14 protein-coding genes are annotated in these 13,818 nt (G+C 66.2%); 7 read left to right on the top strand and 7 right to left on the bottom strand.

All coding sequences use genetic code 11. The features are described from left to right. Positions 1 to 242 precede the first annotated feature (242 nt). The 5 genes from ABZV58_RS19085 (at position 243) to ABZV58_RS19065 (ending at position 6,357) form a co-directional block, all read left to right on the top strand. A complete protein-coding gene (locus tag ABZV58_RS19085) occupies positions 243 to 2,609 on the top strand; it encodes an NB-ARC domain-containing protein (RefSeq protein WP_355001459.1) in 2,367 nt (788 codons plus the stop codon). 273 nt (positions 2,610 to 2,882) lie between these two features. Next, entirely contained in the window at positions 2,883 to 3,422 is a 540-nt protein-coding gene (locus ABZV58_RS19080; protein WP_355001458.1) for a hypothetical protein, read from the top strand. Between the two features lie 255 nt (positions 3,423 to 3,677). Further along, positions 3,678 to 4,418: an NPCBM/NEW2 domain-containing protein gene (locus ABZV58_RS19075; protein ID WP_355001457.1), complete on the top strand. Its 741-nt coding sequence runs from the start codon at positions 3,678 to 3,680 to the stop codon at positions 4,416 to 4,418. A gap of 247 nt (positions 4,419 to 4,665) precedes the next feature. Then, positions 4,666 to 5,520 (top strand): DUF1707 domain-containing protein, encoded by an 855-nt coding sequence (locus tag ABZV58_RS19070; protein ID WP_355001456.1) that lies wholly within the window; start codon positions 4,666 to 4,668, stop codon positions 5,518 to 5,520. A 111-nt stretch (positions 5,521 to 5,631) separates the two neighbouring features. Next, complete coding sequence (locus ABZV58_RS19065; RefSeq protein WP_355001710.1) at positions 5,632 to 6,357, top strand: alpha/beta hydrolase; 726 nt, start codon at positions 5,632 to 5,634, stop codon at positions 6,355 to 6,357. A gap of 492 nt (positions 6,358 to 6,849) precedes the next feature. Here the strand turns inward: ABZV58_RS19065 and ABZV58_RS19060 are convergent, their stop codons facing one another. From ABZV58_RS19060 to ABZV58_RS19045, 4 genes are read right to left on the bottom strand one after another with little or no spacing between them, the layout of a single operon-like run. Continuing rightward, on the bottom strand, positions 6,850 to 7,185 hold the full coding sequence (locus ABZV58_RS19060; RefSeq protein ID WP_355001455.1) for a YnfA family protein: 336 nt from the start codon (positions 7,183 to 7,185) through the stop codon (positions 6,850 to 6,852). Positions 7,186 to 7,208: 23 nt separating this feature from the next. Further along, a complete protein-coding gene (locus ABZV58_RS19055) occupies positions 7,209 to 7,493 on the bottom strand; it encodes a hypothetical protein (protein WP_355001454.1) in 285 nt (94 codons plus the stop codon). After that, a complete protein-coding gene (locus ABZV58_RS19050) occupies positions 7,483 to 7,935 on the bottom strand; it encodes a MerR family transcriptional regulator (protein ID WP_355001453.1) in 453 nt (150 codons plus the stop codon). The genes ABZV58_RS19055 and ABZV58_RS19050 overlap by 11 nt, the downstream gene beginning before the upstream one ends. After that, the gene (locus ABZV58_RS19045) at positions 7,932 to 8,276 is read right to left on the bottom strand and encodes a hypothetical protein (RefSeq protein WP_355001452.1); all 345 of its coding nucleotides are present in this window, start codon (positions 8,274 to 8,276) and stop codon (positions 7,932 to 7,934) included. Before ABZV58_RS19045 ends, ABZV58_RS19050 begins: the two co-directional genes overlap by 4 nt. 93 nt (positions 8,277 to 8,369) lie before the next feature. Between ABZV58_RS19045 and ABZV58_RS19040 the strand changes: the two genes are divergently transcribed. Together ABZV58_RS19040 and ABZV58_RS19035 are read left to right on the top strand one after the other, a co-directional pair. Then, entirely contained in the window at positions 8,370 to 8,705 is a 336-nt protein-coding gene (locus ABZV58_RS19040; RefSeq protein ID WP_355001451.1) for a metalloregulator ArsR/SmtB family transcription factor, read from the top strand. Beyond that, entirely contained in the window at positions 8,705 to 9,430 is a 726-nt protein-coding gene (locus ABZV58_RS19035; protein ID WP_355001450.1) for a cation transporter, read from the top strand. Before ABZV58_RS19040 ends, ABZV58_RS19035 begins: the two co-directional genes overlap by 1 nt. A 93-nt stretch (positions 9,431 to 9,523) precedes the next feature. On the opposite strand, the gene ABZV58_RS19030 is transcribed toward ABZV58_RS19035, so the two are convergent. Genes ABZV58_RS19030 through ABZV58_RS19020 form a run of 3 tightly spaced genes read right to left on the bottom strand, consistent with a single transcriptional unit; the run spans position 9,524 to position 13,802 of the window. After that, positions 9,524 to 10,897, bottom strand: coding sequence for a glucose-6-phosphate dehydrogenase (locus tag ABZV58_RS19030; protein ID WP_355001449.1), 1,374 nt, complete (start codon positions 10,895 to 10,897; stop codon positions 9,524 to 9,526). Next, entirely contained in the window at positions 10,894 to 12,720 is a 1,827-nt protein-coding gene (locus ABZV58_RS19025; RefSeq protein ID WP_355001448.1) for a glycoside hydrolase family 15 protein, read from the bottom strand. Before ABZV58_RS19025 ends, ABZV58_RS19030 begins: the two co-directional genes overlap by 4 nt. A gap of 44 nt (positions 12,721 to 12,764) precedes the next feature. Further along, positions 12,765 to 13,802, bottom strand: coding sequence for an NAD(P)-dependent alcohol dehydrogenase (locus ABZV58_RS19020; protein WP_355001447.1), 1,038 nt, complete (start codon positions 13,800 to 13,802; stop codon positions 12,765 to 12,767). Positions 13,803 to 13,818: the final 16 nt, after the last annotated feature.

The raw sequence follows: 13,818 nt of genomic DNA, 5'->3' as shown, positions 1-13,818 counted from the left end.
CGATGGTTTCGGGTGCCCGCCGGTTCGTGCGGACCGGTCGGATCGGGAGCCTGCCTCGACGTCGTGCCGTCGAAGGGCGAGTGTTCCGTGGATCTCGGCTGATTCATCGCATCGGACATGTTCGTTCCTTCGGTGGACTACGAAGGCCTCACTCCAGCACAATCGACGCGTGTGGCGCCCGGGGCCCTGAAAAGTGCTCGAACACCCTGAAGGTGCTGTGTGGTCCGAGCAGGAGGGTGACAGTGGGCGGCAAACGGAGAGCGCACCCGGAGATGAAGCCGTTCATCGACGAGTTGAGCGCTGCCGCCCTACGCGCTGAGAAGAAGCACGGGCGCGTGAGTCGCGCGCGAATGGCGGAGCAGCTCAATCTATCTCCCGGCAGTGTCTACGCCTACCTGAACGGCACGACACTGCCGCAGACCGAGATATTCGACAGGTTGCTCCAGAAGTTGCATATTTCCGGCAGCGATGCCAAGCGGCTGATCGACCTGCGTGACGAGATCGAGATCGCGCGTCGAGGCGAGCACGTGCGTGCCGAGGCGCCGATGCGGGAAGTGCCGCAGCATCCCGACCTGCCGCGCGACATCGCGGTTCTGCACGGCCGAGAGCGCGAACTCGACCGGGTGATCGCGATATCGGGTGATCGAGACGGCGGTGCGGTCTGTGTACTGTCGGGTCTCGGCGGTGTCGGTAAGACCGCTCTCGCGGTTCGCGCGGCCCGTGTTCTGCTGCCCCGGTTCCCCGACGGCTGCCTGTTCGCGGACCTGCACGGTTACGCCGCCGCGCCGGTCGTGGCGCCCGAGGTAGCCGCGGGCGCGCTCCTGCGGCAGATGGGCGTCGCTCCCGAGTCCGTTCCCGCCCCGCCGGATTCACGGCTGGCACTGTTGCGTGAGAAGCTCTGTGCGGGAGGCTATCTCGTGGTGCTCGACAATGTCCTGGATTCCGCCCATGTCGCGCCGCTGCTGCCCGCCGCGGGTGCGTCCGCGATACTCGTCACGAGTCGCAGCACGCTCAACGGCCTCGACGATGTCGACCGAGTACAGATCGCGCGACTGGCGGATTCGGATTCGGAGGCTCTGCTGGATCGCCTGACGAGCGGGCTTCCGGTCGAGCGTGCACCGAATCCCGAACAGCGCGCGGCGATCGCGAGGCAGTGCCATGGTCTGCCCGTCGCCGTCAGGATCGCCTCGGCGATCCTGCGCAGCGAGATGTGGCCAACGGCTCCGGCCGGAAGCGGCGAGACCAGAGTCGATCTGGAGATGCTGCACGACGGCGATCGTGATGTCGAGACGCTGTTCGAATACTCCGTGGGCCGCCTGCCACCCGATTCCGCGCAGGCATTCACGCTGCTCGGCCTGCACCCGGGACCGAGTTTCGACATCGAGAGCGCGGCGGCACTCGTGGGCATCGAACCCCCGGCCATGTGGCGACACCTGCGCACGCTGGTCGAGGTGAGTCTGCTCGAAGCATCCGCGCCGGGACGGTACCGATTCCACGACCTGTTGCGCGCCTTCGCGCGACGCCGCGCCGCCGCCCGCTGCGACGCGGTGACCTCGACCGAGGCCATCACCCGCCTCGTCGACCACTACACCGTGTTCGCCGATGCCGCGGACCGGGTCCTGACACCGTATCGGCACCGCTTGAAGATGGCGCCTCGCTCGCCTCGCATCCCCGAAACGGCATCGACCTACCCGGAGGCCGTGCGGGCGATGACCACCGAGCGTGACAATCTGGCCGCCGCGGCGCGCGTAGCCTTCGAGCACGGCCTCGACGAACAGTGCTGGCAGATCGCCTTCGCGGTGCGGGGATTCGCGTTCATCATCAACGACATCGAGCTGTGGACCGAGACCCATCACCTGGCCGCGGCGGCCGCGGTGCGGACGGACAACCAGTATGCGGAAGCCGTCACCTGCAACAATCTCGGTCTCGCCCTCATGACCACCGGTGACCACACGGCGGCCGCGGTGCTGTACGAGCGGGCCCGGGCATTGTTCGTGCGTCTCGGTGACCGACACGGCGAACACACCGCGCTCGCCCACCAGGCGTGGGTGCACGTGCACCGGCGGGAGTTCGAAGAGGCGCTGAGACTCAGTATGCGCGCACTCGAATTCGTCGATATGTACGGCGCTCCCCGCAACAAGGCCATCCTGCTGCGCGACACCGCGCTCATCGAGGTGAGTCTCGGCAAGTGCCTCGACGCCCTGCCGAGACTGCTGGAGGCGTTGGAGATGTTCAGGACATTCAATCTCTTCGTCGACGAGGCCATGGCCTTGAACGTGCTCGGCGACGCCTATCTGGTCCTGGACGATCTCGTGGACGCGCGCGAAGCCTTCGACCGCGCCACCGTCCTCGGGCACGCGGCCGGCAGTCTCGTCGAGCAGGCTCGTGGCCACGACGGGCTCGGGAAGGTCGCTGCCGCCCGGGGGGAATGGACAGTCGCACAACAACACTGGCGTACCGCGATCGTCATGTTCACCCAGGTGCGCGACACCGCCCGCGTGACGGAGATCGCGGCCCGAGCAGACGCCGTCGAGTCTCGCGACGATCGCGGATGCGATGCCACGCCGACGGCTACCGCGCATCCGCAAGGCTCGTTCGATCGAGGGTAGGGAATCCGGCGATCTCATCGGCGGCACGCGCTGAAATTGTCTGTAATCGTCTGAACGACAGCGGCATCCGAAAACGGCCACAGCAGAAATATCCTGGATCCGTTCCTTCGCGACGGCGCAACCCGGGTCGAGCTCGTCTCGCTCCACCACATCGGTGTCGGCGCCCGTGGAGCCTCGAGTATTGCTGTACGACAGGGAGAGTCAGCGCATGCCGGTAGTCTCGTTCGTTCGAAGTGACGGGCAGAGCCCAGTTCGCCGAACCCGCGGGGTCGTGTGAGCACGGTTGCCGCGCTCATCACGGCCGTGACGACCGTCGCGGTCGCCGGCCTCGCCTACTTGCTGAACCAGCGCGGCCAGATCGCGCAAGAGCGCAGGCAGGCGCGACTACGCAGGGTGAGCAGGCAGATTCGTGAGCTCTACGGGCCGCTGCACGTGATGGTCGATATCAACGAGCAAATATGGGAGAAATTGCGCGAATCACATCTACCAGCCTCGGCCCGCCGCCGTCCGGATCTCGCCACCGACAGTTGGCGGCGGTGGCGTGACCACGCCTTGATGCCGGTGAACAGGGCGATGCGCGATCTGATCGTCGAACACGCCGATCTCGTACCGGAATACGAAGTGCCCGAACCGCTGCTCAATTTCTGTTCGCACGTCGCGGCCGTCGAGGTGCAACTGGCGGCCGAATCCGACAGCGTGTACGTGCATCCCCTGGTGCCGCACCCCGGCGCGGCATACGTGCAGTATGTGCGCGACACTTTCGGACGGCTCAAAGCCGAACAACAGAAGTTGGGTTGGACGTTGGACCAATAATCGGTCCGCGGTCCAGCGACCGTAGCGCATCCCGCTTGCCGTGGATACTTCGAGCATGCAGTGAAACAAAGCCGACCGCTCGGATTCTCATTGCACGAGCGGCATTCGGACGTGAGGTCCGACGTCCCGGACAATTCGCCTTTCGGTTGCGAATCGACGAATACTCGCGTATCGATTGAGCCCGAAACTGCGACGTCGGCACTACTGCCGCGACTGGGGACCACTACCGCCATTCGATCAGGACTGGAGCCTGCCTTGGATTTCACCAAAGAGAAGCGATCGCGGTGGCTGGCCGCAACAACGGTGCTGGCCTTGGCGGTCGTCGCTCTGTCGAATGCCGACGGCGCGCTGTCGTTCCTGGAACGGCTCGCATCGGATGCCTCGGCGTCACCATCGGCAACTCCCGCGGACAAGGAGGCGCTGCTCCCCGAAACTTCGCCCGCAACCACCACTTCCGTCGCACCTTCGACGAGTGCCACTGCTTCGGCGCCGAAGACATCGGTGCCGAGTTCGGCGGGTATGCCGAGTGCGGGCGCGACGAACTCCGATGGCCCGACGCCCTCGGACGGCTGGTACGAGCTCACCGCGTACCAGTCCGTGGCCTGGAACAACGGATTCGACCCGGTCGATCCGGTTCGTATCGGTTCGGCGAGCTTCCCGAGCAGTATCGTCGGCTACTACCCATCCAGTTCGTCCGACCCCATGAACCGCGCGACCTGGATGGTCGGCGGCAAATGTGATCGCTTCTCGGTGTGGATCGGCAAGGATGCCGAGTCCGCGTCTTCCGCCGGTGTGGGTCGCTTCGTGGTCAAGGCTGACGATCGCGAGGTCTTCGCCGACGAGATGTCCATGACGGATGCCGCCCGGGAGGTCGACATCGATCTCTCCGGTGTGGTGCGGCTGACGTTGTTCGACACGAGAAAATCTCAGGACGCCAAGAATGCGTGGGGACGACCCCGGGTGCACTGCACGGCGCCGCCCGGACGTAGGCGGTGAGGGGGCGGAGAGCCTGCCCGCATCGGCGGCATCATATCAACCGAATCCCGTTCGAGCGCATCAGCTCCGCCTGATCCAGGCGCACCTTCTCCGCATACGAAAAAGGGGATTCAGGTCATGACTTCGTTCGAACAACTAAATGGGCCGAGTCGGGTTCACGGAATTCCTTGTGTCCCAATTGGTTCGAAAGCCGCACTGTTGCAGCAAATTTCCAACACAAGTGTGCGGATGCACTACACTGCCGACAATGGAAGAGAATATGGCTCCACGGATAGGCACGGTCGAAAGGGATCGCGCCCTGGCGCTTCTCAACGAACATCAGGCGGCTGGTCGTATTGATTACCGAGAATTCGATCTGAGGTCGCAGAAGATCGCCAGTGCGGTCACCCAAGCGGATCTGGATATCGTTTTCGCGGATCTACCCGCGCCTGCGAGTGCTCGACGCAACCCCTGGTTGCTTGCGGCTGCCGCGCTGGGGATTGTCTGCGTCGTGCTGATCGGCGCGGTCGTGGTGCTGGTCACGCAGAAGTCGCCTACCCCGGCGGGACGAGCGGCGGCGCCCGCTACCGCGGTCGCACCGAGCCCGAGTGTCGCGACCTCGGCCGCCGGCCTGCCGAGTGCACCCCAATCCGGCACGGCCACTTCGGTTTCGAAGACGGCGACCACTCCCACATCCGGCGCCCTGTCGGATGTGAGCACCGACGCTGTGCAGTATTTGATGGACTTCAAGACATTGTCCGGCGGCAAGTATTCGGATCTGGATACCGGGCCGAGCAAGGTGTCGGGAACTTCCTACAGTCGGTCGGTCATGCTCGATCCCTATTACAAGGAGCTGGCTTTCGTCGAATACGACCTCGGCCGCAAGTTCACTCGGCTCGACGGAGTGATAGGCGTGCGCGACGACTCGACACCCAGTGATATCGCCATGCAGTTCCAGATCTACGCCGACGGGACGCTCCTCACCGACGTCACTGTGAAACTCGGCGCCACGGTTCCGATCCATCTCGAATTCGACAAGCCGTTGCGGCTGCGTCTGCAAGTGACCGATATCAGCGGAGGTGATTGCGTCGGGGTATTCGGCGATCTCCGCGCGACACGGTAGACGAGCCGCGGGACCGGAAGGCTTGTCCTGATCGGAGGCATTTACGGCCGGAGGAGAGGGGCGCCGTGGGCGTGGGCGGCCGAAACTGAATGCGGCACAGCAACATGTCGCATCAGAGAGGACTCGCCTTGCCCACCGACCATCGTTCTCGTCCACGGCGCCTTCGCCGACTCGTCGAGCTGGAACGGCGTCGCCGAAAGACTGCGCGCCGCAGGCACATCGGTGATCGCGGCCGCCAACCCCTTGCGTGGCCTCGACAGCGACGCGGCGTACATCGCCTCCGTCCTCGACTCGATCGAAGGCGACTGTGTTCTGGTAGGCCATTCCTACGGAGGCAGCGTCATCACCGTGGCCGCCGCGGGCAAACCGAACGTCACCGCCCTGGTCTACATCGCGGCCTTCATCCCCGACATCGGCGAGAGCGCCCTGGAACTCACCGACAAGTTCCCCGGCTCCACTCTCGGTCCGACCACCCGCTCGGCTACCTACCCACTGCCCGACGGCTCGACCGGCACCGAGCTCTACATCCGCCAGGATGCCTTCCACACCCAGTTCGCCGCCGATACGCCCGCCGCCACCGGCGAACTGATGGGCATCACCCAGCGCCCCGTCGCGCTCGCCGCTCTGCAGGAAGGCGCGTCGGCCACCGCGTGGCGCGAGCTGCCGAGCTACGCGTTGCTCACGACCGAGGACAAGAACATCCCGATCGAGGCGCAGCGGAACATGGCCGAACGGGCGAACGCGATCACGGTCGAGGTCACCGCCTCACATGCCGTCGCGGTCTCGCGTCCGGCGGACGTGGCCGAACTCGTCCTGCGAGCCACAGCTCGGCACTGACCTCCGTTCGCAGAGCCCGGGCCGCACGCTGAGCGACCGCTTTCGCTGCGTCTGCTGCGCAAGGCAGAAGATCGCCAGCGTGACGGCATCGGCCAACCGAGCCGTGCGCCTGAAGGCCAACCACGGCGCCACCGCGAGGCCGCCGCCGAGTACAACGGCATAAGCGGCGGGATGGGGGAGCGGTGAGCGAGTTTTTCGCTCCGGCGCCCGGGTATCGCAGGGGCATGTCCGAACGATTCGATGAACAATCGATGCCTGCCGACCACGGTCGAGACGACGTCTCACCCTCCGACGCGCCGGCCACGCGGAGGGTGCCTGCACCCCACCTCGCCATCACGATCTTGCTGGTCATCGCGGTAGTGCTCGTGCTCATCTGGTTGACGTAGAGGTGCGACCCCACACCACGATCCGCGCGGCGTCGACACGAGCGGTGGCCGAGGAGGAGGGGCTGGCGTCATCGCGGCAAGAGCTGGGTTTCGGGAAGAAGTGGGGTCAGACGACGCGAGGCGCGTACATGATGACGGCGACTCCGATCAGGCAGATGGCGGCGCCGATCACGTCCCAGCGGTCGGGGCGGAACCCGTCCAGCGCCATGCCCCACAGCAGGGATCCGGCGACGAACACCCCGCCGTACGCGGCGAGGATGCGCCCGAAGTTGGCGTCGGGTTGCAGGGTGGCGACGAAGCCGTAGACGCCCAAGGCGATGACGCCCGCGCCGATCCAGGCCCATCCGCGGTGCTCGCGTACGCCTTGCCAGACCAGCCATGCGCCGCCGATCTCGGCGACGGCGGCCAGGGCGAACAGCAGTATCGAGCGCAGCACGGTCATGGGCAGAGCCTAAATGCCCGAATTCAGGCGGCCGTGGTCGTGGTGCAGCCGCAGCCCGATCTCGCATCGCCTGTTCTGCCGCAGCCGGTGCGGCGACTGCGCAGCCGCGACCAGAGCAATCCGGCGACACCGATACCGATGAGCGCGAAGCCGAGCGGTTGCAGCCACGACAGGCTGACCAACAATGTGCCGCTGCCGACGACACCGGCCGCGATGAGCAGCGGGACCACGCAGCAGCCAAGGCACAGCAGGGCTCCCGCGCCGATCGGTGCCCACCAGCGACGACGCTTCGTTGTCTCAGCAACCACAGCGGCCTCCCGCGCGGGTCGTGCGATGACCGACTTCCGTATCGAAAGGCACCGGGCAGCAAGGTGATTCGCTGCACGCGAGCAGATCGTCGCATCCGGCGGCCAGCGCCGCGCGCAGGGTGTCGCGCACGGCGGTGAGTTCGGCGAGCTTGGCGTCGACCTCGGCCAGCTTCGCCGCGGCCCGGGCCTGTAGCCCGGCATCGGCTCGGCCGCGCCCGAACTGGGTCGCAGCGAGCAGGACCGCGACCTCGTCGAGCGTGAAGCCGAGCCGCTGGGCCGCCTTGATCACGCGCAGCACCGTGACGGACTGCTTCGGATACAGGCGGTGCCCGCCGAGGGTGCGCTCCGGCTCGGCGAGCAGGCCGCGGCGTTCGTAGTAGCGCAGCGTCTCGGTGTTCACCCCGGCCGCGGCGGCGAGTTCGCTGGTGCGCAACGCGGTCACCGCGCTCCGCCGATCGCGGTGACCGCGCGGGCGGCGAAGGCGTCGAGCACGTCGAGGTAGGTGTCGGGAACGCCGACGCCCATCACGAGACCGGCTTCGGTGGTGTCGAAGTCGAAGGTGAAGAACGAGCAGCAACTCGACTCCCGCGCCGCCAGATCACGGGCGGCCGGTTCGGCGGCCGGATCCAGCACTAGTTCGAGCCGGGCCGGGCTCGGTCGGCGGGCGGTGTGCACGGATTCGGCGAAGAAACGGTCGAATTCGGCGATCCGGATCGGCTGTTCCGCGGTGGGAAGGGTGCATGCGTCCGGCACCCAGCCCTCGCTTCCAGGAGAAATCGTCATGTTCCGACGGTAAGCCTGGACCCCGGTACAGGATGCAACCCCAAATCACGATCCAATATTTTCTGAATACAGATTCTGATGTACCGTTGCGCTATGGAGACTCTGCCGGCGCTGCACACCGACGCTCTCGCCCGGTTCGGGCATGCGCTGTCGGATCCGACCCGCACCCAGATCCTGCTGAACCTGCGCCTCGAGCCGGGATATCCGTCGGAGCTGGCCGAGCGGATCGGTGTCACCCGCCAGATCCTGTCCAACCATCTCGCGTGCCTGCGCGGGTGCGGGCTGGTGGTCGCGGTCCCCGAAGGCCGCCGCAGCCGCTACGAACTGGCCGACACCCGCATCGCGGCCGCCCTCGACGACCTGCTCGGCCTGGTGCTGGCCGTCGACCCGGCCTGCTGCCCGGACGCCGTCACCGAAGGTTGCTGCTGATGGCCTTCCTCGGGATGCCCTCGTTCGAGGTCTCGGTCGGTCCGAGCCCGGATCGCAAGGCGGTGCTGGCGCGGCGGATCCGGTGGTTCGTCGCCGCGACCATTTCCTACAACGTCATCGAGGCGGTCATCGCGCTCACCGAGGGCGCGCGGGTGTCCTCGACCGCACTGATCGGGTTCGGCCTCGATTCGGTGATCGAAGTGTCCTCGGCCGCGGCGGTGGCCTGGCAGTTCGCCGGCCGAGACCCGGAGAGACGAGAGAAGCTCGCGCTGCGGATCATCGCGTTCTCCTTCTTCGCCCTCGCCGCCTACGTCACCGTCGAGTCGGTCCGCGGCCTGCTCGGTATCGGCGACGCGCGGCACTCGCCGATCGGGATCACCCTGGCCGCGGTCAGCCTGGTCGTCATGCCGGTGCTGTCGTGGGCGCAGCGCCGGGCCGGGCGCGAACTCGGATCCGCCTCCGCGGTAGCCGATTCCAAGCAAACCCTGCTGTGCACATACCTCTCGGCGGTCCTGCTGATCGGACTGCTGCTCAACAGCCTCTTCGGCTGGTCCTGGGCCGACCCGATCGCCGCGCTCGTCATCGCCGCGATCGCGGTGAAGGAAGGCCGCGACGCCTGGAAGGGCGACACCTGTTGCGCCACACCGACCGCACTGCTCGGCACCGCGGGGACGAGCGAGCACGCCTGCGACTGCTGCGACGACTCCAGCGGAAGGGACCGCTGAGACCCGGCCTCCCCGCCGCCCAGTCGACCCAACGCTGTCATCGCTGGACGAGAGAGTGATTCTCTGACAAGAGCTTTCCGCCTTCTGATGTGGTCATCGGCCATTGCCGACCCCACTCGGGACGATCGAACCCGCGGGGTAGTGGTCGAGTGGCACGAGGTCGCGCGACCAGGCGGAAATGATCGGAGTGACCACCCGCCATGCCTGTTCGGCTTCGTCACCGCGGATGGACAGGACCGGGTTTCCGGTCAGGACGTCCAACAGGAGCCGTCCGTAGGCGGGAAGTTCCGGTGGTTGAATCGGCGCCGTCATGGTGAGCGGGACCAGGGTGCCCACGGTGGCTCCCACGACCGTGAGAGCGAGGGTGAGGCTTTCGGGGTCGAGCGTGAAACGCAGGATGTTCGGCGATGTCGATTCATCGTGACCGAAGGGCACGTGGGGTACGGGACGAAAGTGGACCGCGACTTCCTTGCGGTCCGCGCCGAGAGCTTTGCCGGTGCGCAGTACGAAGGTCGTTCCCGACCATCGCCAATTGTCGAGTGCCAGTTCGATTTCGGCGAAAGTCTCGGTGCCCCGTCGCGGGTCGACGCCGGGCTCGTCGGTGTAGGAGGGGACGCTGCGATCGCCGATCGTGCCTGCGCTGTAGCGGGCTCGCCGCGTGCGGTGCGGTATGTCGTCGTCGGTGAGGGGACGTATCGACCGCAGCACGTCGACCTTGCGGTCGCGCAGATCACGCTCGGACAGCGTGATCGGTGGTTCCATGGCCACCAGGCACAGCAATTGCAGGAGATGGTTCTGCACCATGTCCTCGAGCGCCCCGACGTTGTCGTAGTACCCGGCCCTGCCCTCGACGGTGAGCGTCTCATCCCAGGTGATCTCGACTTTGGCGATATGGGCGCTGTTCCACAGGGATTCGAGCACGCGATTGGCCAGCCTGCTGCCGAGCAGGTTCTGCACGGTCGTCATGGCGAGGAAGTGGTCCACCCGGAACACAGCCTGTTCCGGCACCAGGTCCGACAGCAGCTGGTTCAGTGTCTCGGCACTGGCGAGGTCGACGCCGAACGGCTTCTCGAGCACGATCCGGCTGCCGTCGGGCAGGTTCGTGTCGTGCAACGTCCGAATCGCCGTGGGGAACAGTCCGGGAGCCAGCGCCAGGTAGACAGCCACCGGACCGTCACCGGCGATCGCTTCGGCCACCTCGAGCGGGTTCTGGATGTCGGCTCGCCGGTATCGCGCGGCGGCTGTGACCGCTCGTCTGGCATCGCCTGCCGTCTTCGCGGCGTGCTGGTCGAGTTGGTCGGCAGCCCATGCCCGGAATTGCTTGTCGTCCCAATCTTTCAGATCGACGCAGACGAGTTGGCAACTCGTGTCGAGCTTTCCGGTCTCGTGCAGTGCGGCCAGTCCCGGCAGGAGATAGCGTCCGGTCAGATCGCCTGTGCCGCCGAAGATGACAAGTCGTTGGATCATCGTCGATCCGCCTTCGCGCGTGCGAGATTCACGCCACTGGCGATGACGCCGATGTGGCTGAACGCCTGAGGGAAGTTGCCCATGAACGCACCGGTCGTTGGGTCGATCTGTTCGGAGAACAGACCCAGGGTGCTGGCGCGGTCGCACAGTGAGTCGTAGAGCTGCTCGGCTTCCTCGATACGGCCTTGCATGGTCAGGTTGTCGACCAGCCAGAAGCTGCACAGGACGAAGGCGCCCTCGTCGCCCGGCAGGCCGTCGGGTGATTCGTCGTGCCGGTATCGATACAGCAATCCGTTTCCGGCGCCGAGGCGATCGGCCACGGCCGCGGTTGTCGCCACCATGCGGGGATGATCGGCGGGGACGACATGCCGTAGTGGCAGCGCCAGCAGGCTGGCATCGAGGGCGCCGCCTCCGTCGAGATGTGCGCTGAGCGTTTGCGCGCGATCGTCCCACGAGCGTTTCAGGATGGATTCGCGGATCTGAGCGGCGGTGGCGCGCCACGTGCCGACGGGCCCGGGCAGAAAGAAGCGTTCGCCGATCGAGGCGGCTCGGTCCAGCGCGACCTCGCACAGTGCGGCGCTGTAGGTGAACGCGCGGCCTGGGCTGCGCACTTCCCAGATGCCTTGATCCGGTTCCTCCCATGAACGACCGGCCGCATCCGCCAGTCGCGCCAGGCTGGCCCACAGGACTTGCTGTATCTCCCCGCCGGAGCGCAGCCACTGGTCGGCGCAGTCGAGAATCTCGCCGTAGACGTCGTGCTGGCGTTGGTCGGCTGCGCCGTTGCCCCAGCGGACGGGAGCCGAGCGCCGGTAGCCTTCCAGATCCGCGGCCTCGGTCTCGTCGGGCACGGGGTCGCCGTCGATGTCGTACATGATGCGCGGCCCGTTGCTGCGTTCGAACGCGTCGAGAACCCATCCGAGGAACGCGTCGGCCTCGCCGTCGAAACCGATGCGGCGCAAGGCATACACGGCATAGGACGCGTCGCGAATCCACACATAACGGTAGTCCCAGTTGCGGATGCCACCGATCGGTGCGGGGAGCGAGGAGGTGGGTGCGGCGACGACGGAGCCGTTGACCCAGTGGTCGCACAGTTTGAGGGTGATCGCGGCACGCCGGACCAGAGGTTCGCGCGGGCCGTCGTAGCTGCACCCCGTCAACCAGTATCGCCAGGCGCTTGCGGTGTCGTGCAGCATCGACGAGGCGTCGAGACGGTGGTGGCGGTGGAATCGTCCCCAGGACAACACCAGGTCCAGCCGTTCTCCCTGTTCCAGGTCGTAGCTGCCGTGCAGGCCGGTCAGCGGCAGGTTGCCGCGCAGATGCAGCCGTAGGCCCGGTTGTGACTTCGCGCGGATCTCGAGACCGCTGAACACCGGTCTTACCTCGCCACCGCCGCGGGGTGAGACGTCCACGTTCAAACGGACGTGTCCGTCGATGACCACCGCGGAGCGCACGAGTTCGGCGCGGTTGGCCGGAGCGTCGTCGCGCAGGTCGGCGCCGGAGCGCAGCACCATCGCATCGGTCAACCGGACGACCCCGGTCGCACAGCGCATCTCGGTTTCCAGTACGCCGGTGTCGGGTTGATACCGCTGTCGGCCTTCGAGCAAGTTCGCCGGTGCGACGGTGAACGAGCCGCCACGTGCGTGATCGAGCAGTCCGCAGAACAGCGGTTCGGCGTCGAACCGGGGAATGCACAGCCAGGGGATCGTGCCGTCCACACCGGCGAGGGCGGCGGTCGCGCCGTCTCCGATCAGTCCGTAGTCCTCGAGCGGGAGATAGCCGTCTCGATGACGAATCGGTCTGAATGGTGGATCGGGATCGTGCATCTCGGCTCTTTCCCGGAAGAAGGCAAGCGAAGTGGCGGCGGTCCTCAGCCGAAACGAATCAGCACCTTCACGACATCGTCGAGCTTCTTGTCCGAAACCTCGAACGCCTGCTCCATGTCGTCGAAAGCGAACTCGTGTGTCGTCATCGGCGTCGGATCGACCTGGCGAGACTCCAGGATGCGCAGCAGACGCTCCATACGGAGCCGCCCGCCCGGACACAGTCCGGTCGCGATCGTCTTGTCCGCCATGCCGACTCCCCACTCCACCCGGGGGATTCGGACGAATTCTCCGTCGCCGAAATATCCGACGTTGGATATCGTTCCGCCCGGCTTGGTGATCTTCACCGCGGTCTGAAACGTGGTATCCGCGCCGAGCGCTTCGATCGCGGTGTCGACGCCCTCGCCGCCGGTCAGTTCGAGGACGCGCTCGACAACATCCTCGCTCGTGAAGTCGATGATCTCACCGGCGCCGTATCGGCGTGCCAACGCTTGACGTGCCGGTACCGACTCCACACCGATGACCAGACCGGCACCCCGCAATTTCGCTCCCGCCGTTGCCATCAGGCCCACCGGACCCTGAGCCAAGACTGCCACGGTGCCGCCGATCGGAATGTTGCCCTTCTCGGCGCCCATGAATCCGGTCGACAGCATGTCGGCGCAATACACCGCCCATTCGTCCGGAATACCGTCCGGGATGACGGCGAGGTTCGCATCGGCGTCGTTGACGTGAAAGTACTCGGCGAAAACGCCATCTTTGGAGTTGGCGAACTTGAAACCGCCGAGCGGTCCACCCGATTGCGACGGAAACCCGTTCTGCGCGGCCGCATCACCCCAATCCGGGGTGATCGCACCTGACAGGACGCGGTCGTTGGCGCGGATGCGCCGCACCTCGCTGCCGACTGCGTGCACGACTCCCACGGCCTCGTGACCCAAGGTCAGGTTCTCCCGTGGACCGATACCACCCTGGACGGTATGCGAGTCGGAGGTGCAAATGAGGGCTGTGGTCGTCCGCACGACCGCGTCGAATGGGCCGGGCTCGGGGACGGGTTTCTCGGCGAACCCCACCGACCCGATCTGCTTCATGACGAACGCCTTCATC

The organism is Nocardia sp. NPDC004654 (genome assembly GCF_040609595.1).
GTDB lineage: Bacteria > Actinomycetota > Actinomycetes > Mycobacteriales > Mycobacteriaceae > Nocardia.
This window is presented reverse-complemented; position numbering and strand designations above follow the sequence as displayed.